This window comes from Bradyrhizobium liaoningense, assembly GCF_018130825.1.
GTDB classification, from domain to species: domain Bacteria; phylum Pseudomonadota; class Alphaproteobacteria; order Rhizobiales; family Xanthobacteraceae; genus Bradyrhizobium; species Bradyrhizobium liaoningense_B.
Map to the genome: position 1 here is coordinate 85,560 of NZ_JAFCJS010000005.1, position 18,880 is coordinate 104,439.

16 protein-coding genes are annotated in these 18,880 nt (G+C 63.9%); 8 read left to right on the plus strand and 8 right to left on the minus strand.

The genetic code is table 11. The annotated features are described in order from the left end of the window. Nucleotides 1-3 precede the first annotated feature (3 nt). Genes JQ603_RS22305 through JQ603_RS22320 form a run of 4 tightly spaced genes read right to left on the minus strand, consistent with a single transcriptional unit; the run spans nucleotide 4 to nucleotide 4,744 of the window. A complete protein-coding gene (locus tag JQ603_RS22305; protein WP_212342569.1) occupies nucleotides 4-1,092 on the minus strand; it encodes an NAD/NADP-dependent octopine/nopaline dehydrogenase family protein in 1,089 nt (362 codons plus the stop codon). Beyond that, nucleotides 1,089-2,624: a class I adenylate-forming enzyme family protein gene (locus JQ603_RS22310; protein WP_212342571.1), complete on the minus strand. Its 1,536-nt coding sequence runs from the start codon at nucleotides 2,622-2,624 to the stop codon at nucleotides 1,089-1,091. Before JQ603_RS22310 ends, JQ603_RS22305 begins: the two co-directional genes overlap by 4 nt. Nucleotides 2,625-2,626: 2 nt before the next feature. Next, nucleotides 2,627-3,916 carry an acyl-CoA dehydrogenase family protein gene (locus JQ603_RS22315; protein ID WP_212342573.1) on the minus strand — a complete coding sequence of 430 codons (1,290 nt, stop codon included), beginning with the start codon at nucleotides 3,914-3,916 and terminating at the stop codon, nucleotides 2,627-2,629. Between the two features lie 12 nt (nucleotides 3,917-3,928). Beyond that, complete coding sequence (locus JQ603_RS22320; RefSeq protein WP_212342575.1) at nucleotides 3,929-4,744, minus strand: alpha/beta fold hydrolase; 816 nt, start codon at nucleotides 4,742-4,744, stop codon at nucleotides 3,929-3,931. Nucleotides 4,745-4,939: 195 nt separating this feature from the next. Here JQ603_RS22320 and JQ603_RS22325 point away from each other — a divergent pair, with 195 nt between their 5' ends. The 4 genes from JQ603_RS22325 to JQ603_RS22340 all read left to right on the plus strand — a co-directional run bounded on the left by JQ603_RS22325 (nucleotide 4,940) and on the right by JQ603_RS22340 (nucleotide 10,337). Next, a complete protein-coding gene (locus JQ603_RS22325; RefSeq protein ID WP_212342576.1) occupies nucleotides 4,940-5,701 on the plus strand; it encodes an SDR family NAD(P)-dependent oxidoreductase in 762 nt (253 codons plus the stop codon). A 39-nt stretch (nucleotides 5,702-5,740) separates the two neighbouring features. After that, nucleotides 5,741-6,577, plus strand: coding sequence for an enoyl-CoA hydratase family protein (locus JQ603_RS22330; protein WP_212342578.1), 837 nt, complete (start codon nucleotides 5,741-5,743; stop codon nucleotides 6,575-6,577). 102 nt (nucleotides 6,578-6,679) lie between these two features. Then, complete coding sequence (locus JQ603_RS22335; protein ID WP_212342580.1) at nucleotides 6,680-9,031, plus strand: bifunctional salicylyl-CoA 5-hydroxylase/oxidoreductase; 2,352 nt, start codon at nucleotides 6,680-6,682, stop codon at nucleotides 9,029-9,031. Between the two features lie 55 nt (nucleotides 9,032-9,086). Beyond that, nucleotides 9,087-10,337, plus strand: a complete 1,251-nt coding sequence (locus tag JQ603_RS22340; RefSeq protein WP_212342582.1) for a flavin-dependent oxidoreductase — start codon at nucleotides 9,087-9,089, stop codon at nucleotides 10,335-10,337. Between the two features lie 9 nt (nucleotides 10,338-10,346). Here JQ603_RS22340 and JQ603_RS22345 read toward each other — a convergent pair whose 3' ends face one another. Both JQ603_RS22345 and JQ603_RS22350 read right to left on the minus strand, forming a co-directional pair. Next, the gene (locus tag JQ603_RS22345) at nucleotides 10,347-10,802 is read right to left on the minus strand and encodes a cupin domain-containing protein (RefSeq protein ID WP_018643141.1); all 456 of its coding nucleotides are present in this window, start codon (nucleotides 10,800-10,802) and stop codon (nucleotides 10,347-10,349) included. A gap of 30 nt (nucleotides 10,803-10,832) precedes the next feature. Then, nucleotides 10,833-12,008, minus strand: a complete 1,176-nt coding sequence (locus tag JQ603_RS22350; RefSeq protein ID WP_212342584.1) for an ABC transporter substrate-binding protein — start codon at nucleotides 12,006-12,008, stop codon at nucleotides 10,833-10,835. A gap of 278 nt (nucleotides 12,009-12,286) precedes the next feature. Here JQ603_RS22350 and JQ603_RS22355 point away from each other — a divergent pair, with 278 nt between their 5' ends. From JQ603_RS22355 to JQ603_RS22365, 3 genes are all read left to right on the plus strand, one after another. Further along, on the plus strand, nucleotides 12,287-12,778 hold the full coding sequence (locus tag JQ603_RS22355; RefSeq protein ID WP_035971233.1) for a MarR family winged helix-turn-helix transcriptional regulator: 492 nt from the start codon (nucleotides 12,287-12,289) through the stop codon (nucleotides 12,776-12,778). Nucleotides 12,779-12,925: 147 nt separating this feature from the next. Further along, the gene (locus tag JQ603_RS22360; RefSeq protein ID WP_212342586.1) at nucleotides 12,926-14,617 is read left to right on the plus strand and encodes a benzoate-CoA ligase family protein; all 1,692 of its coding nucleotides are present in this window, start codon (nucleotides 12,926-12,928) and stop codon (nucleotides 14,615-14,617) included. A 21-nt stretch (nucleotides 14,618-14,638) separates the two neighbouring features. Then, on the plus strand, nucleotides 14,639-15,097 hold the full coding sequence (locus JQ603_RS22365) for a RidA family protein (protein WP_433996650.1): 459 nt from the start codon (nucleotides 14,639-14,641) through the stop codon (nucleotides 15,095-15,097). Nucleotides 15,098-15,137: 40 nt separating this feature from the next. Here JQ603_RS22365 and JQ603_RS22370 read toward each other — a convergent pair whose 3' ends face one another. Beyond that, nucleotides 15,138-15,866 carry a CBS domain-containing protein gene (locus JQ603_RS22370; RefSeq protein ID WP_212342590.1) on the minus strand — a complete coding sequence of 243 codons (729 nt, stop codon included), beginning with the start codon at nucleotides 15,864-15,866 and terminating at the stop codon, nucleotides 15,138-15,140. 210 nt (nucleotides 15,867-16,076) lie between these two features. On the opposite strand from JQ603_RS22370, the gene JQ603_RS22375 reads away from it, so the two are divergent. Next, nucleotides 16,077-17,915, plus strand: a complete 1,839-nt coding sequence (locus JQ603_RS22375) for a PHA/PHB synthase family protein (protein ID WP_212342592.1) — start codon at nucleotides 16,077-16,079, stop codon at nucleotides 17,913-17,915. Here the strand turns inward: JQ603_RS22375 and JQ603_RS22380 are convergent. Continuing rightward, complete coding sequence (locus JQ603_RS22380) at nucleotides 17,912-18,880, minus strand: CHAD domain-containing protein (RefSeq protein WP_212342594.1); 969 nt, start codon at nucleotides 18,878-18,880, stop codon at nucleotides 17,912-17,914. The genes JQ603_RS22375 and JQ603_RS22380 overlap by 4 nt on opposite strands.

Sequence of the window (18,880 nt, forward strand, 5' to 3'; positions counted from 1 at the left end):
CGATCAGAATCCATTGCGAAGAAGTGTCTGCAATTCGGCCTTGCTGAGGTTGCCAAGGCCAAGCGTATCGAGCGTTCGGCCGCCTTGTGCGAAGTCCTCGCCGCAGATCGCGCCACCGATCGCCAGGAAAGCGTTGGCCAGCGGCGTGGCCACGCCCGCCAGGCCGGCGACGGAGACCAGCAGCGCTAGCCCAAGCCGCAGATCCTCACGCATGTAGCGATGCTCGGTCAGCACGATGCGTTCGCGCCAATCGCCGGAATCGGTCAGGCGGTCATGCGAGCCGCGGCCGTACATCCAGATCTCACCCTCCTTCGCGTAGTGATGGGCGAGCGGGAAATGCGGCGCGCCGTAGCCGAGCGCCTCGCGTACCGCGATCCGCTCCGCGTCGAGTGCGTCGGTCACCCGGCGGATCGCGGCTTGTGTTCCTTCCTTGTGGATGTCCCATCGCTCGAAATGCTCGATCGGGCCGGCGTTCATCACGATCAGTGGTGGATGGATGATCGGGCCCGCATTCATCAGCGCGCCGGATAGCGCGTCGCCGCACGGCTCGATTGCACCAGGGAAGGCACGTCCGATCACTTCGAGCGCATGCGGCGCCTGGTCCAGCGGGAACACCCCGACCGGCAGCCGCTTTGCGCGGATGGTGATCGCGACTTCGAACGGCCCATGCTTGCGGGTGAGCCAGGGCAGCGTGCCGGTCTCGGCAAAGCTCACCTGAGCGTGGTTGCCGACATCCCGTGCGGCCTGTGCGAAGATCATCGAGCCGAATGTCGCCGGCGGCAGGAATACGACCTGACCGTCCCGCAGATGTGGCGCGAGGAGCCGGGCAATGTCCGGCTGAGCGAAAGCCGGGGCAGGGCACAGGATCAGTTCGGCGCCGCTTGCCGCCTCGGCAATTTCGGTCGTAACCAGCGCCAGTTTGACGTCGTGCCGGCCGTGATGATCCTTCACCACGATGCGAGAGCCGGCGTCACGATGTGCTGCCACCTGGTCTGCGTCGCGGCGCCAGAGCCGGACCTCGTGCCCAGACAGGGCAAAATCGCCTGCGGCCGCGAAAGAGCCGTTTCCCCCACCCAGGACCGCAATCTTCAAGATGCTTCTCCTTGCGCGCGCGAGCGCGCATCAAGCTGTTTCAGCAGGAAATGCTGGACCTTGCCCAGCGCCGTACGTGGCAGGTCGGTGACGAAGACGATGTCACGCGGCACCTTATAACGCGCGAGCTGCGTCTGAAGATGCACTCTCAGTTCGTCCGCTTCGAGCCGGCAGCCTGACCGCCGGATGACATAGGCGATCGGCACCTCGTCCCAGCGCGGGTCGGGCCGGCCGATCACGGCGCATTCGCTGACATCGGGGTGTTCGAGCAGCACACGTTCGACCTCGGCCGGATAGACGTTCTCGCCGCCGGATATGATCATGTTCTTCTTGCGGTCGCGGACCCAGAGATAGCCGTCGGTGTCGCACAGGCCGATATCGCCGGTGCGATACCAGCCGTCGTGCAGCGCATCGCGTGTGGCATCCGCATTGCCCCAATATTCGAAAAACACATTCGGGCCGCGCACCGCGATTTCCCCCGGCGTGCCGGCCGGCACTTCAGCGCCGGCTTGGTCGATCACCTTCGCCTCGCAGTACAGGCCGGCAAGTCCCGTCGATCCCGCACGCGAAAGGTCGCCGCCAAGCCGCGTGTAGACTGCGATGGGGCAGGTTTCCGTCGAGCCGTACACCTGAAGCACCGGGACGCCGCGCGCGACGAAGCGCTCGATCAGGTGGGGCGGCACGATGGTCGAACCGGTGGCGACGGCCTTGAGGGATGAGAGATCGGTCGAAGACCAGGCCGGATGCTCGCTCACGGCCTGGATGATCGCGGGTACCATGACCGTCAGGGTTGGACGTTCCTGTTCAATGGCAGCTAGTGCCGTGTCGGGCGTGAAGCGGGCATGTATCGTGACCGTCGCGCCGAGCTGAAGTGCCGGCGTGGTCTGGATGTTGAGACCGCCGACGTGGAAGAACGGCAGCACCGTCAGCACATGATCGTCGGACGTCATGTTGTGCATGTGCTGGCTCATTACACCGTTCCAGAACAGCGCTTCCTGGCGCAGCACGGCGCCTTTCGGCCTTCCGGTCGTTCCCGACGTGTAGACGATCAGGAGCGGACAGGAGAGATCGGTGTGCGGGTTGCGACCGTTGCCTTGGCCACAGGTCAGCAGGCTTTCGAATGTCGTGCCGCGAGGCGGCGTGAAATCGAAGCCGATGACGGCGGTACCCGGCGCAGTCTGCGCAAGCTCCGGGAGAATTCCCTCGAACGCCTGCTCGAGCACCAGCACCTTGGCACCCGCATCGGTGAGAATGAAGAGCTGCTCGGCGACCGCCAGCCGCCAGTTCAATGGCACCAGCATAGCCCCGAGTCGCGCGCATGCATAAAGCAGAACCAGATAGTCCGGCCGATTCAGGCTGAGGATCGCAACGCGGTCGCCGCGACCGACGCCGAGCTCTTGCTTCAAGGCCGTGGCCGTTCGCTCGATGCGTGCGGCGAGTGCCGCGTAGCTCAGCCGTTCGCCTTCGAAGGCAATCGCTGTCTTGTCTGGCGCGAACGCCGCGTTGCGGTCGATCAGACTACAGAGGTCCACCGTCAGTCGTCCGTCTCACCGGCCTCGTACAGCGCCTCGCGCCCGATCCGGTCGAGACAGAGCTCGGCCGTCCAGGGCAGCATCAGGGAGCCGCACCGGCTATCGCGGTAGATGCGCTCCAGCGGCAACGACCGGAGCATGGCCTGGCCGCCGCAGGTGCGGATCGCAAGCGCCGCGAGCTCATTGGCACCTTCCATCACCGAATATTGTGCGGCGTAGGCGCGCAGAACCTGCTCCTTGCTCGGATTGGCGCGGGCTTCGGTGACCGCCTGGAACCAGATCGACTTGATCTGCTCAAGCTTGATCTGCATCTGCGCGACCGCGATCTGCTTGGTCGGATACATCCGTCGCTTGACCGGCGGCATCCCGGGCACCTCGCCGCGCAGATAGCGCACCGTGAAGTCATAGGCTGCCTGCGCGAGGCCCATATAGGTCGGCGACAGCGTCAGAAACATGTGCGGCCAGCGCATCGCAGCCTGAAAATAGACCCCGCGCGGCATCAGCGCCGAATCCTCCGGGACGAACACATCCTTGAACAGCAGTGTTCGCGAGACCGTTCCACGCATGCCGAGCGGATCCCAATCGCCGACAACGGAGACGCCATCCGATTTCGCGGCGATCGCGAGGTAAAGGGTGTTGCGGCGCGAGGCCTTCTCGCCTTTCTCGATCTCGGTGCAAAGCACGCCGTAGTAGTCGGCGTGGCCGGAGAGCGACGCAAAGATCTTCTTGCCGTTGACGATCCAGCCACCGTCCACCGGCCTTGCTTCCGTGCCGAAGGCAACGCCGCCCGCAGCCGCCGCGCCGCCCTCGGAGAAGGGCTGTGAATAGATCGCGCCGTCCTCGACGATGCGCTTGTAATGGACTGCGCGCCGCCGCTCGTGCTCGGCGCGGATTTCCGTATCCATGTCGAGATCGTCGGCGAGGGGCCCCGACCACAGGGTCGAGCAGACATGCATGTTCCAGGTTAGCGCTGTCGCGCCGCAATAGCGGCCGATTTCGGCGGCTGCGAGCGCATAAGTCTGGTAGTTCGCGCCAAGCCCGCCATGCTTTTTGGGGACGGCGATGCCGAGCAGACCGGTCCGGTGCAGATCGCGATAATTCTCCGTCGGAAAGATCGCCTCGCGATCGTAGGTCGCCGCGCGGCCGGCGAACACGCTCTGGCCGATTTCACGGGCGCGCGTGATGATGCCGGCTTGCTCGTCACTCAGGCGGAATGCGACAGGGTCGAAGATCGGCGCATCCAGCGCGACCTTGTCGCTCGCGCCGATAGTCTTGCTGACTTGCATGGTCATTGCCTAGTCACCTTACGATTTGGTCGCGACGGAATGCAGGAATCGGCCGAGTGCCTCATCGAAAGCGTCGGGCCGCTCAAGGTTGGCTAGGTGGCCGACGCCGGCGAGTTCGATATATTCGGCAGAAGGGATGTAGGTCGCCGTCTTCGCCATCATTGGCGCCGGCGCATTGTTGTCCTTGGAGCCGGACAGCAGCAGCGTCGGCACGGAAATGTCCTTGAGCGTGCTGCGCTGATCAAAGCCGATCAGGGCCAGCATCATGGCGCGATAGCTTGCCTCCGGCACGCTCGCCATGCACTCGCGCGCAAGCTCAATTCCGCTCGGATCCGGATCGTCGCCGACAAGCTCTTTCACAAGCGAGGGCGCCAGCGACCTCATCGTCTCGCCGCGGTCGAGCGGCCCGAGCCGTGCGGCGATGAACGATTTCTGCCAGTCGCCGTCGGCCTTGCCGAAAGCCGGGCTGGTCTGCGCCAGGACGACTGCGCGCGCTAGTTTCGGCGATTGCACCAGCCATTTCTGGACGATCATGCCGCCAATGGAATGGCCGACCAGAATTGGCTTGGTCGCACCAAGCTGCTCGATGAATCGCTGGAGCGCATCCGCCAGGGCAGCGATACTGACGCTGGCGAGCGGTTCGGACCCGCCATAACCCGGCATGTCCCATGCCATCGCGCGAAAGCGGCGGCCGAATGTGGCAAGCTGGTGCCGCCAGGCGCGCGCCGCGCCGCCGATGCCGTGTAGAAAGATCAAGGGTACCGCATCGGAAGCGCCCGCAGCTTCATAGGCGAAGCGTCCGTCCTTTGTTATCATTGGCGCAGACTGCGACACGCGACATCCTTTTGCTTGGCCCCATGATGCTAACAGGCCTGTGGGGGATGGAAAGAGATAATTTTATACTTAAAGCAATTTCCGGGCCGGTCTCTGACACGCAACCGTTTACGGGCAATCGGCGCTTTCGTTGCAAAAATTTGAAGTTTAAAATATATCCGAACGAGCGATCAGAATATCCCGAGGAGCCAGCGCATGTCCGCATTGCCGCAATCGCCGCACGCGCTGGTGACCGGTGGCGGCCGCGGCATCGGTCGCGCGATTGCAGCCGCTCTCGTCGGGGCCGGCGCAACCGTGACGGTGCTCGGCCGGAACGCCGCAACTCTCGAAGAGGCGATCAAAGCGGGAGCCGCGCATTTTTCAGCCGTCGCCGACGTCTCGGACGAGGTGGCGCTGAACGCTGCGGTCGCGGAAGCGGCTGCGCGCCAGCCGATCGATATCCTGGTCGCCAACGCGGGCAGCGCCGAATCCGCACCGTTCGTGAAATCGGACAGCGCCCTTTTCTCGCGCATGATGGACGTCAACTTCATGGGCGTGGTCCATGCTATCCGCGCAGTGGTGCCGGAGATGAAGGATCGGCCCTATGGACGCATCGTGGCAGTTGCCTCGACGGCCGGACTCAAGGGGTACGCTTATGTCAGCGCGTACACTGCGGCCAAGCACGCCGTGGTCGGTCTCGTGCGATCGCTCGCCCTCGAAATGGCCGGCAGCAATGTGACGGTGAATGCCGTGTGTCCGGGTTTCACCGACACGGATCTCGTCGCCGGCAGCATCGAAAATATCATGAAGAAGACGGGCCGGAGTCGGGAGCATGCGATTGCGGACCTCGCCAAGCACAATCCGCAAGGGCGGCTGATCACACCGCAGGAGGTGGCGGACGCCGTGCTCTGGTTGTGCGGCGAGGGCGCCGGTGCGATCACCGGGCAGGCGATCGCGGTTGCCGGTGGTGAGATCTAGCGTGACGTGGGTTCAGAACAGGACGGCCAAGGAGATCATATGAGCAGACCAGCCAATCCCGTGACCGTACCGCTCGCGGATTATTCGCCGCAGCACTTCCTGCTGGCCGTTGTCGACGGTGTTGCCACGGTGACACTCAACCGTCCCGAGCGGAAGAATCCGCTGACGTTCGAGAGCTACCGGGAACTGACGGATTTTTTCCGCGCCTGCGCCTTCGACGACGCGGTTAAGTCCATCATTGTGACTGGCGCCGGCGGCAATTTCTCGTCCGGCGGTGATGTGTTCGAGATCATCGGCCCGCTGGTGAAGATGGACACCAAGGGGCTGACGGCCTTCACGCGGATGACCGGTGATCTCGTCAAGGCGATGCGAGCCTGTCCGCAGCCGATCGTGGCTGCGGTCGAAGGCATCTGCGCCGGTGCCGGCGCGATCATCGCCATGGCCTCCGATATGAGGCTTGCGGCCAGCGGTGCCAAGGTCGCATTCCTGTTCAACAAGGTTGGCCTTGCCGGCTGCGACATGGGGGCCTGTGCCATCCTGCCGCGGATCATCGGGCAGTCCCGCGCCTCCGAGTTGCTCTATACGGGCCGGTTCATGACCGCGGAGGAGGGCGAGCGCTGGGGCTTCTTCAGCCGCATCGTCACGCCGGAGCAGGTGCTGCCGCAGGCGCAAATCCTGGCCAAGCAGGTCGCGGAAGGGCCGACCTTCGCCAACACCATGACCAAGCGGATGCTGGCGATGGAATGGGCGATGTCGGTGGAGGAGGCGATCGAGGCGGAAGCCGTTGCCCAGGCGCTGTGCATGACCACGGCGGACTTCGAGCGGGCTTTCGAGGCCTTCGCCAACAAGGTCAAGCCGGTCTTCAGGGGCGACTGAGCCGCCAGCTATTATCCGCAGCCAAGCCAGCGACGGGGACTTGCGTGGAATTATTTTAGGCTTAAAATAGTTTTCATGGCCGGGTGAATTGGCGAGGCTCCCATGAAAGTCGCGATCATCGGTGGCGGACCTGCGGGTCTCTACGCTGCGATCCTGCTGAAGAAGCAGCGGCCAAGCGCCGACATCACGGTGTATGAGCGCAATCGGCCCGACGACACCTTCGGCTTCGGCGTGGTGTTCTCGGATGCGACGCTCGACAATTTCGAGAAGCACGATCTTCCGAGCTATCGCCGCATCACCCAGGAGTTCGCCTATTGGGACGATATCGCCGTGCATTTCCGCGGCACCGTCCATCGGGTCGGCGGCAACGGCTTTTGCGGTTGCTCACGGCAGAAGCTGCTGCTGATCCTCCAGGAGCGCGCGCGCGAGCTTGGCGTCGTGCTGCTGTTCGAGGTGGACATCGACGATGAAGCCCGCTTCGCCGATGCCGATCTCGTCGTGCTCGCCGATGGCATCAACAGCCGCTTCCGCGAGAAATACGTCGAGCATTTCCAGCCGGAGGTCGATGTCCGCGCCAACAAGTTCGCCTGGATGGGCTCGACCAGGCCGCTCGATGCCTTCACCTTCATCTTCCAGGAGACCGAGTGGGGGCCGTTCATCGCCCACGCCTATCAGTACGAGGCTGGGCACTCGACCTGGATCTTTGAGACCGATCCGCAGACCTTCGAGCGGGCAGGGCTGACCGGGCTGAACGAGCAAGAGTCCGCCGCGCGGATGGCAGACATCTTCGGCTGGTTCCTCGACGGCCATAAGCTGCTCACGAACCGCTCGATGTGGCGCAATTTCCCGATGATCCGCAGCAAGCGCTGGGTCAAGGACAACATGGTCCTGCTCGGCGACGCCAAGGCGAGTGCGCATTTCTCGATCGGCTCGGGCACCAAGCTCGCAATGGAGGACGCGATTGCGCTCGCCGAGGCGATGCAGAACGCTCCCAGTATCAAGGCGGCGCTGGAAGTTTACGAGCACGGCCGCCGTGAGGAGGTCGAAAAGACGCAGCACGCCGCCGACGTCTCGCTGGTCTGGTTCGAGCACGTCGATCGCTTCTGGGATTTCGATCCCGTGCAGTTCGCCTTTGGCGTGATGACGCGCTCGAAGGCGATCACCTACGACAACCTCAAACTTCGTGCGCCCGATTTTGTAGCCGAGGTCGAAAAATCCTTCGCAAAGCAGGTTCGCAGCAGCGGCTTCGACGTCGACACCAATAAGCCCATGGTGCCGCTGTTCCAGCCGTTCCGCTTGCGCGAGATGGAGATCGCCAATCGCGCCGTGATGTCGCCGATGTGCATGTATTCGGCGAAGGAGGGCGTGCCGACAGATTTCCACCTCGTGCATTACGGCTCGCGCGCGATCGGCGGCGCCGGGTTGATCTTCACCGAGATGACATGTGTCAGTCGCGATGCCCGGATCACGCCCGGCTGCGCCGGCTTGTGGAACGACGAGCAGGAGACGGCGTGGCGCCGGATCGTGGATTTTGTTCACGGTAATTCGGCTGCAAAGATCTGCCTGCAACTCGGGCATGCCGGCCGTAAAGGTGCGACCAGGCTGATGTGGGACGGAATGGACCGTCCGCTGGCGGAGGGCGGCTGGGACGTGGTCTCGGCATCGCCGCTACCTTATTTCCCGGATAGCCGGGTCCCGCGCGAGCTTGATCGCGCCGGCATGAACGCGGTGAGGGACTCTTTCGTTGCAGCGGCCGAGCGCGGCGAACGCTGCGGCTTCGACATGTTGGAGCTGCATAGCGCTCACGGATATCTGCTCGCGAGCTTCATCTCGCCGCTGACGAACTCCCGGACGGACGAGTACGGCGGCTCGCTCGAAAATCGCCTCCGTTTCCCGCTCGAGATCTTCGAGGCATTGCGCGCGGTGTGGCCGTCGCACAAGCCGATGTCGGTGCGCATTTCCGCGACCGACTGGGCTGATGGCGGCATCATTGGTGACGACGCGGTAGCCATCGCCCGCGCGTTCGCTGAGGCCGGTGTCGATCTCGTCGACGTCTCGACCGGGCAGACCGTGCGCGATGCGCAGCCGGTCTATGGGCGCATGTTCCAGACGCCGTTCTCGGACCAGGTCCGCAACGAGGCGCGCGTCGCCACCATGTGCGTCGGCAACATCACGACGGCAGATCAAGCCAACACCATCCTGGCGGCCGGCCGGGCGGATCTCGTCGCGCTCGGGCGCCCGCATCTGGTCGATCCTTTCTTCACCATGAAGGCGGCGGCCTGGTACGGCGCGGACGACGCCTTCTGCCCGCCGCAATACCTTCCCGGAAAGGATCAGATTTTCCGGAACAGCGTGCGTGACCGGCAGGATCTCGAGGAGCTTAGAATTAAGGCTAAGCCCAAGACCCGGGCCGAGCTGAAGGCGGAGGCGACAAAGCCGCTTGCGGCGGAGTGACCGCCCATGCGACGTTAACCCCATTGCCTGGCGTATTTCGAGTGGAGTAAGGGCGATGAAGGCGATTATCGTCGGTGGCGGTATCGGTGGGCTCACCACGGCATTGATGTTCCGCTCGCGCGGCATTGATTGCGAGGTCTTCGAACAGGCCGAGACCATCCGCGAGCTCGGTGTCGGCATCAACACGCTGCCGCATGCGATGCGCGAGCTCGCAGGCCTCGGTCTGCTGCAGAAGCTCGACGACGTCGCGATCCGCACCGACCAGCTCTACTATCTCAACCGCCACGGCCAGGAGGTGTGGCGCGAAGCCCGCGGCATCGACGCAGGCCACGACGTGCCGCAATTCTCGATCCATCGCGGTCGCCTTCAGGGCGTCATCCATCGTGCCGTCGAGGAGCGGCTCGGCGAGGACGCGATCCACACCGGATGTCGGCTCGGCGCCTTCACGCAGGACGAGGGTGGCGTCACCTCCTATTTCTTCGATCGCGCCGGCGCGCACATCCATACTGCGCGTGGCGATATCCTGATCGGCGCCGACGGCATCCATTCACGCGTCCGAGAGACATTGTTCCCGAACGAGGGGCCGCCGTGCTGGAACGGCCTGATGCTGTGGCGCGGTGCGCGCGATTGGCCGCTGTTCCTCACCGGCAAGTCGATGATCGTGGCCGGCGGCCTCAACGCCAAGGTGGTGATCTATCCGATCGCGGAGGGATCGAGCCCCGCAAGCCGATTGACCAATTGGGCGGTGCTGGTGAAGGTCGGCGAGGGCAATGCGCCGCCGCCGCGCAAGGAGGACTGGTCACGGCCGGGCCGGCGCGAGGAGCTGATGCCGCATGTGGCGCGCTTCTCGGTGCCCTATATCGACGTCAAGAGCCTGATCTCGGCCACGCCCGAATTCTACGAGTACCCGACCTGCGACCGCGATCCCTTGCCGTACTGGTCGTCCGGACGCGTCACGCTGCTCGGCGACGCCGCACATCCCATGTACCCGGTCGGCTCCAACGGCGCCTCGCAGGCGATCCTCGATGCGCGCTGCCTCGCGGATGCGCTGGTGCGTGCCGAGCATCCGCGCCAGGCCCTGCTCGAATATGAGAAGAAGCGCCTGCCGATGACCGCAGATATCGTCCGCTCAAACCGCCGCGGCGGCCCCGAGGGCGTCATCGATGCCGTCGAGCAGCTCGCGCCCGACGGCTTCGACAATGTTGATAACGTGCTGAGCTATTCCCAGCGTGAGGCCATCGTGCGCGGCTACGCTACCAAGGCAGGCTTCGCCGCCGTGCCGGGACTCGCGGCGGTTCGCGCCTGACGCGTGTCGCTAGCCGCCGGGAGGCGGCGGCAGGAAGTGGATGTTGAACTCGGCGGCCATCGCCACCACGTCCTCGGGCTTCTGTTCCTTCATGTTGTGAAGGCCCCAGAACAGATCGAACAGCTTGCGGCTCGGCGAGACCCAGAACAGCACCTTTGCGGTCTGCTCCGATTTGTTGAAGATGCCGTGCGGCACGCCCATGCCGAGACGGATCAGGTCGCCGGCGGTCGCCTGCGCCTCCGAATTGCCGAGCACGAAGTCGAGCTTGCCCTCCAGCATGTAGAGATATTCATCCTGGTCGGGATGAATGTGTGGCGGCACGAACGTGCCCGGCGGCAGCGTCGCGTGCCAGGAGAAGCTGTTCTCGGCGTAGCTCTTGGGCACATAGGTCTGGCCGAGGATGTTCCAGGAGATGCCCTGGATCCCTTCGTTGGCCCGCGTGATGCCGGTGATTTCGCTCTTCATTGCAGTCCTCCCGTAACGCGACGCGCGGCCTCAGTTGGCCGCCTTGCAATCCTTGGCATAACGGTCGCCGTAATTCTCAAAGACCTTCTGGACGATCTCGGTCTGGAACTTGCCGTCCGGACGCTTGGCGACCTTGGTCAGGTAGAAATCCTGGATCGGATAGCCGTTGGTGTTGAACTTGAAAGCGCCGCGCAGTGAGGTGAAATCCGCCTTCTTCAGCGCGGCTCCGACGGCATCCTTGTTCGAGAGGTCGCCCTTCACGCTCCTGATGGCGCTGTCGATCAGCATCGCGGCGTCATAGGCCTGGAAGGCGTAGGTGCCGGGCACGATGTTATAGGCGGCCTCATAGGCCGCGACGAACTTCTTGTTCTGGGGATTGTCGAGATTGGGTGCCCAGTTCGCGCCGCCGAACATACCCACCGCGGCGTCCTGCTGTGCCGGCAGCGTCGACTCGTCGACCGTGAACGCCGAGAGCACCGGAATGGTGTCGGCGAGGCCCGCCTGGCGGTACTGCTTGACGAGGTTGACGCCGAGGCCGCCCGGCATGAACGTGAACAGCGCATCGGGCTTCTGCGAGGAGATCTTGGACAGCTCCGGCTGGAAGTCCAGCGTGTTCAGCGGCATGTAGGATTCTTCGACGATCTCGCCCTTGTAGTCGAGCTTGAAGCCGGCGACCGAGTCCTTGCCGGCCTGATAGTTCGGTACCATCAGGTACATGCGCTTGTAGCCGCGATCCTGCGCGACCTTGCCGAGGATCTCGTGCACCTGGTCATTCTGATACGACGTCACATAGAAGTATGGGTTGCAGTCCTTGCCGGCAAAAGTCGACGGCCCGGCATTGGGGCTGATCAGGAAGGTCTTCGATTCCGTGACGGGCCGGTGGATGGCCTGGAGGATGTTGGAAAAGATCGGGCCGACCACGAAATCGACCTTGTCGCGCTCGAGCAGGCCCTTGACCTTGGTCACCGCCGCGTCCGGCTTGAGCTCGTCGTCGACCACCACGACCTCGACATCGCGGCCGCCCATCTTGCTGCCGAGGTCCTTCACCGCGAGTGCAAAGCCGTCGCGAACCTGCTGGCCAAGCGCGGCGGCGGGCCCCGACAGAGTCACGATCACACCGAGCTTGATCTTCTCCTGGGCGAGGGCGGGGCTCATTGCGGTGCCGAGCAGCAAGGCGGCTGCGGTCAAGGTCAATTGCATTTTCATTTCTTGTCCCTCGTGACATCAGGGCCTGCGCAGCAAGCCGCGTACTCCAATCCAAGCTTATGCCGATGATGGCTGCCGCGGCAAGCAAGGCTCAAGACGTCGCCATCCCGGGGCACAGCGAGCATGCAAGCGGCGCGCCAATTATTTGAAGCCTAAAGAAATCGACGTGCGGTCGATTGCTGCAGCTTTGGACTTGCGGCCGGCCTCAATTTATTTGAAGCTCAAAACGTTGGGGAATCCGTGCCGGCGCCAATGCCTGCCGTCAATGACTGCATCAGATGCTTGATTCCGAGACCAAGGCCGTCGAGACGCCGGAGGACCATGCCGAAGAGCTTCGGCTATGGCTGCGCTTGCTGACCTGCACCACCCTGATCGAGGGCGAGGTCCGCGGCCGGCTGCGGCAGCGCTTCGACGTCACGCTGCCTCGGTTCGACCTGATGGCGCAGCTCGACAAGGCGCCCGACGGCATGACGCTGTCCGACGTCTCCAAGCGCATGATGGTCTCCAACGGCAACGTCACCGGTCTCGTCGAACGTCTGGTGGAATCGGGCCATCTCGACCGCCGTACCTCGGAGACCGACCGCCGCGTCCAGGTGATCCGCCTGACAAAGCTCGGCCGCGCCGAGTTTCGCAGGATGGCCGCGGAACACGAGACCTGGATCGCCGATCTCTTCGCCGACCTGACGCCGAAGGACGTGCGCGAGCTGATGCGCCTCCTCGCCAAGACCAAGGCGTCGGCGCAGAAATCGGCCGCGCGCCGCCGGCCTTAAGGCCACCGTCGGCCGGTCTGCCAATCCACTTTGCCGCAGCAAAATGCACGGGATGCCCAAAATCCGCTATTGCGCCAAATTGTTTTAAGCCTAAAATGTTTCCCAGATAGTGCTGCCGGGTGCTTTCCATGCGCAAAGGAGCGTGCGATGGCCAACGCCGCCAAGGTTCAAGCGTCGGGCTCGTATGACGGCAACGCCGCGACAGCCCATGTCGATACATTCGCGCGGCAGCATCTGCCGCCGCGCGAGCTCTGGCCCGAATTCATCTTCACGCGGCCGGAGCTGCACTATCCACCGCGGTTGAATTGCGTCAGCTATTTTGTCGATCGCTGGGTGGAGCAGGGCCACGGCGATGCGCCTTGCGTCATCAGTCCCGCCGTGAGCTATACCTATCGCGAGCTGCAGGCGCTCGTGAACCGCATCGCCAATGTGCTGGTCGGCAAGCTTGGTCTCGTCACCGGCGGACGCGTGCTGCTGCGTTCGGCCAACAATCCGATGATGGTCGCGACCTATCTCGCCGTGATCAAGGCCGGCGGAATTTGCGTGGCGACGATGCCGCTGCTGCGCGCCAAGGAGCTGTCCTATCCGATCCAGAAGGCGGAAATCGCGCTGGCGCTCTGCGACGGAAAGCTCGCCGACGAGATGGAGAAGGCGAAGCAAGCTGCGCCCGGTCTCAAGCGGGTCGTCTATTGGGGCAATGGCGCGCCCGACTCGCTCGAGGCGCTGATCGCCGATGCCAGCCCCGAGTTCACGGCCGTCGATACCGCGTCCGACGATATCTGCCTGATCGCCTTCACGTCGGGCACGACCGGCGATCCCAAGGGTACCATGCACTTCCATCGCGACATGCTGGCCGTCTGCGATGGATACGCGCGCAACATCCTGCGCGCCGACCAGAAGGATCGCTTCGTCGGCTCGGCGCCGCTCGCCTTCACCTTCGGCTTCGGCGGCGTGTTGTTTCCGATGCATATCGGCGCTTCCTTCGTGGTGCTGGAGAAGACGACGCCGGACGACATCCTGACGGCGATCGAGCAGTACAAGACAACGGTCTGCTTCACCGCGCCGACGGCGTACCGGGCGATGATCGGCAAGCTCGCGGGCCGCGACATTTCCTCGCTTCGGAAGTGCGTCTCGGCCGGTGAGACACTGCCAAAGCCGACATTCGACGCCTGGCTCAAGGCCACAGGCATCAAGCTGATGGACGGTATCGGCTCGACCGAGCTGCTGCACATCTTCATCAGCGCGACCGAGGACGAGATCCGCCCGGGCGCCACGGGCAAGCCGGTGCCGGGCTATGAGGCGAAGATCGTCGACGATGCAGGCAACGACGTGCCGCCTGGGACGATGGGGCGACTCGCGGTGCGCGGGCCGACCGGCTGCCGCTACCTCGCCGATGAGCGGCAGCGCAAATATGTCCAGAACGGCTGGAACATCACCGGCGACACCTATCTGATGGATAGCGACGGCTATTTCTGGTACCAGTCACGCTCCGACGACATGATCGTGTCGGCGGGCTATAATATCGCAGGCACCGACGTCGAGGCGGCGCTGCTGACGCACCCTTCTGTTGTCGAGTGCGGCGTGGTTGGTGCGCCGGACGAGGCACGTGGGATGATCGTGAAGGCCTATGTCATCGCCGCACCCGGCGTGACGCCGGACGCTCAGCTCGCAGCCGAATTGCAGGAGCATGTCAAACGCGAGATCGCGCCGTACAAATATCCGCGCGCCATCGAGTTCGTGACGCAACTCCCGAAGACCGAAACCGGTAAGTTGAAACGTTTTGCCCTGCGGCAACTCGCGCAGGCCGCGGCGACGTCCTCGGGCGTCGCGGCAGAATGAGAGAAGGATAGAGAATTGTCCGTGACGACGCCGAAAGGCCCGCAGCTTGCGGTGCTGCCGACCGCCGACGAGAATGGTGCACGTTTGGCGGCGCAGATCCTCCAGCCGTCCGGTTGGCCGGTGCCGAAAGGCTATGCCAACGGCATGGCTGCCGAAGGGCGGATCGTCGTCACCGGTGGCGTGATCGGCTGGGATGCCGACGAACGGCTCGCCGACGGATTCGTCGCGCAGGTCCACCAGACCCTGAGCAACATCGCCGCAATCCTGAACGAGGCCGGCGCACGCCCCGAACACCTCGTGCGCCTGACCTGGTATGTCGTCGATATGGACGAGTACCTGGCGAACCTGAAGGAACTCGGCAAGGTCTACCGCAGCGTCTTCGGTGCGCATTATCCGGCGATGGCGCTGGTCCAGGTCGTGCGGCTGGTCGAGAAGGCGGCTCGCGTCGAGATCGAGGCGACTGCCGTCATTCCCCGCTGAGACGCGCCAACTCCTCAGTTCGCCCTGGCAGCTTGTCTTGTCAGCTCGCTTTGGCGAGATCGTCGTCTTCAGGCGAGTTCAGATAGACGCCGGACATCGTGTCGACCCAGCACAGATGGTCGTGCACCTTCTTCACGCCTTCGACATTCTCCGCCGCGACGACCGCGGCCTGCCGCGCGCGTTCCTCGGTGATGACGCCGCTGAGATGGACGATGCCGTCGCGGACGATGACGTTGAGCCCGAACGGACACCAGTCGTTCTTTTCCATGGTGTCGATGATGCGGCTGCGAATGTGATCGTCGTCGGCCGTCGGGTCCGGCACTTCGCGGGCCAGCCCTGCGACTGCCTGCAGCAGATTGGCGCGGGACACGATCCCGACGACCACGTTGCCGCGCACCACCGGCAGGCGCTTCACGTTGTTCCGCTCCATGAGATCGACGATCTCGGCAAGTGCCGTATCTTCGGTGATGGTCACGGGCGAGGGGGTCATCACCTCGGAAACCTTTCGGCCGTGTTCCTGGACGAAGTCACTGGCCGATGTTCCCGGACCCAGGATGAACCGCAACCAGCGACCCCGCTTGCGCCCGGTGCCGATTTCGCTGCGGCGGATGAAATCGCCTTCCGAGACGACGCCGACCAGCCGGCCGGCCTCGTCGACCACCGTCAGGCCGCTGACATGCCGCTTCAGCATGATGTTCGCCGCCTCCACGATGCTGGTGTTGGGGGTGACCGAGATGACCGACCGGGTCATGATCTGATGGGCGCGCATGGAAAAACTCCGCTGGCATGTCGAATTTCACTGCGCAAAACCTAGCCCGACCGTCGGGCTGCGGTTTGACCCAGGTCAAGCGGACAAAGCCGTTTTGTCCTGATTGAGCAATCGTGATCCCTGCCGGGATTTGATGCAGCTCAACGCGCGGCGGAAGCGTCGCAATATCCTGCTGCAAGCGTAGAACGGAAGCCGCAGGAACAATCAGTTATGAGCGTCGTGAAGATCTTTCCACGGGCCGAAGCGCCGCTGCAAGCTCCTTCCGTCGAGCCGGTTGCCGAGATCTCTGTCGCGATTCCCGAAAGGGTCGCAGGGACGCCGGCTGCCTGCGATTGCCCGCCCGCGTCAGATTCGTATCCGCTCGACCGCGCGTTTCATGCCATGCTGGCGCGGTTCACGGGCGGGATTTCGCCCGTCGCCTTGTCGCTCGCCTGGCTCGATTGGGCCGCGCATCTTGCGGCGGCGCCACAGCACCAGATCGAGCTTTCCCGCAACATTCTTCGCGATACCGGCCGCTTCCTGCAAGCTGCCGCGCACGCGGCGTCGCAAGAGCCGTGGTCCGTCATTCGGCCGCAGGGGCGGGATCGCCGCTTCAAAGATCGACAATGGGAAGCCGCGCCGTTCAATCTGCTCGCGCAGGGGTTCCTGCTCACGGAGCGCTGGTGGCACGATGCCACGACCGGCATACGCGGCGTGTCCCAGGCAAATGAAGCCATCGTCGAATTCTCGATGCGCCAGATGCTCGACATGCTGGCGCCCTCGAACTTCGCGGCCACCAATCCGCAGGTTCTGGAAAAGGCGTTCCAGAGCGGCGGAGAGAATTTTGTGTTCGGCTGGCAAAACTGGTGCAGCGACCTGATGCGCCTGCTCTCCGTCTCGAAGCCGGCTGGCGACGATCAGTTTGTCGTCGGCAAAACGGTGGCCGCCTCGCCCGGCAAGGTCGTCTACCGCAACGCCCTGATCGAGCTGATCCAGTACCATCCGACGACCGCGCAGGTGCGGCCGGAGCCGATCCTGATCGTGCCGGCCTGGATCATGAAGTACTACATCCTCGATCTGTCGCCGCAGAATTCCCTGGTCAAATATCTGACCGGTCAAGGTTTCACCGTCTTCGCGATCTCCTGGCACAATCCGGATGAGAACGACCGGGATGTGGCCTTCGACGACTATCGCAAGCTGGGCGTGATGGCCGCATTGGACATGATCGGTCAGATCGTGCCCGGCCGGAAGGTTCACGCGCTCGGCTACTGTCTGGGAGGCACTTTGCTGTCGATTGCCGCTGCGGCCATGGGACGCGGCGGCGATAGCCGTCTCGGCACCATCACGTTCCTCGCCGCGCAGACCGATTTCAGGGAGGCCGGCGAATTGACGCTCTTCATCAACGAGAGCCAGGTTGCCTTCCTCGAAGACATGATGTGGCAGCGCGGCTATCTCGACACGACACAGATGGCCGGAGCGTTCCAGCTGCTGCGCTCCAACGAGCTGATCTGGTCGCGGCTGTCGCGTGACTATCTGATGGGCGACGGCTCGCCGCCGAGCGACCTGATGGCGTGGAACGCCGACGCCACACGGCTGCCCTATCGTATGCACTCGGAGTATCTGCGCAAGCTGTTCCTGCACAACGATCTGGCCGAAGGTCGCTATCGCGTCGAATGCAAGAGCGTCTCGCTATCCGACATTCACACGCCGATGTTCGTGGTCGGCACGCTCGCCGACCATGTCGCGCCTTGGCGATCGGTCTACAAGATCCATTACCAGGTCGACGCCGACGTGACGTTCGTGTTGACCAGCGGCGGTCATAACGCCGGCATCGTCGCGCCTCCCGACGAGGCCTGGCACAGCTACCAGGTCAAGACCAAGGCCGCGGATGCGCCTTATGTCGGTCCGGAGGAGTGGGTGAAGCTGGCGCCGCATGTCGAGGGCTCGTGGTGGCCGGAATGGGCGCAATGGCTGGCGGCGCGCTCAGGCGCGCCTTGCGACCCACCGTCGATCGGGGGCGGAGACATTGACGGACTGCCCGACGCGCCGGGCGACTACGTTCACACCTAATCGTCAGGCGTGGAATTCGGCGCAAGATCTGACGAGCGGAACGGCTTGGCCTTGTCCAGTTTCCGGTACGCTTTCGAGGCACTCCGCAACAGCTTCTTTTCCCGTTTGCGGTCGAGGAAGCGAATGCCGGCCTCGGGGCCGGCGCCGTTCAACGAGGCGGCCAGCGCCTGACCGCGCGCATCGTCGTTCAATTGTCCCAGGGATTTTTGCGCCTTCTTCAGTTGCTTGAGGATCGACTTCTGCTTCGTCAAGGATTCGTCGGCGAACAGGTCCGCGAGCGACTCGACCGAATAGGTCATCCGCTTGTTGAGAAGCCGAAGCTTGTGACGCCTCTCGACGTCGAGCTTGCGCAGCTTCCGGGCCTTCCTGAGCAGCGTCTCTTCCCATTCGGTCAGGCGGGCCGTCGCGTGGTCGGCCAGCGGGCACCGGCGCAACCTGACCGCCTCCTTGCTGCGCCGGGTCGACCAGGGGCCGCTCTCGATCCAGGTCGAGGTCTGCTCGACCAGGCGCCGAAAGCGCGCGGACTGCAGGGCGCGCGCGAGCAAGCGGTGGCTCTCGGCGCGTTTCTCGTCCCAGTGCTGGAGCTCGGCAATCACGTCAAGCTCGCCACCGCTCTCGGCGATCACCCGGTCGATCGCTACGTCGAGGTCGCGCACCATGCCTAGCTGGCTATTCAGCCATTTCAGCTCGGCCCAGACGTTTGGCCGCAGGCCGTCGTCGACCATGGGCGAGAAGAAGCGGATGGCGGTGCGCAGATGCGTCAGCGCGATCCGGATCTGATGCAGTGCCTCCGGGTCGCCAAGGCATGTGCCGTCGTGCTGAGCTAGCACGGCATCGAGATGGCGGCGGGCGATGATGCGGAATGCGGTGTCGCAGGCCATGCCGGGGCTGAGGCGGCCGGGCAGGACATTTCGTCGCGTCGTCGGCTTGGTGGGCGCCGTCGAGCTCTTGGTGGGTCGCGACAT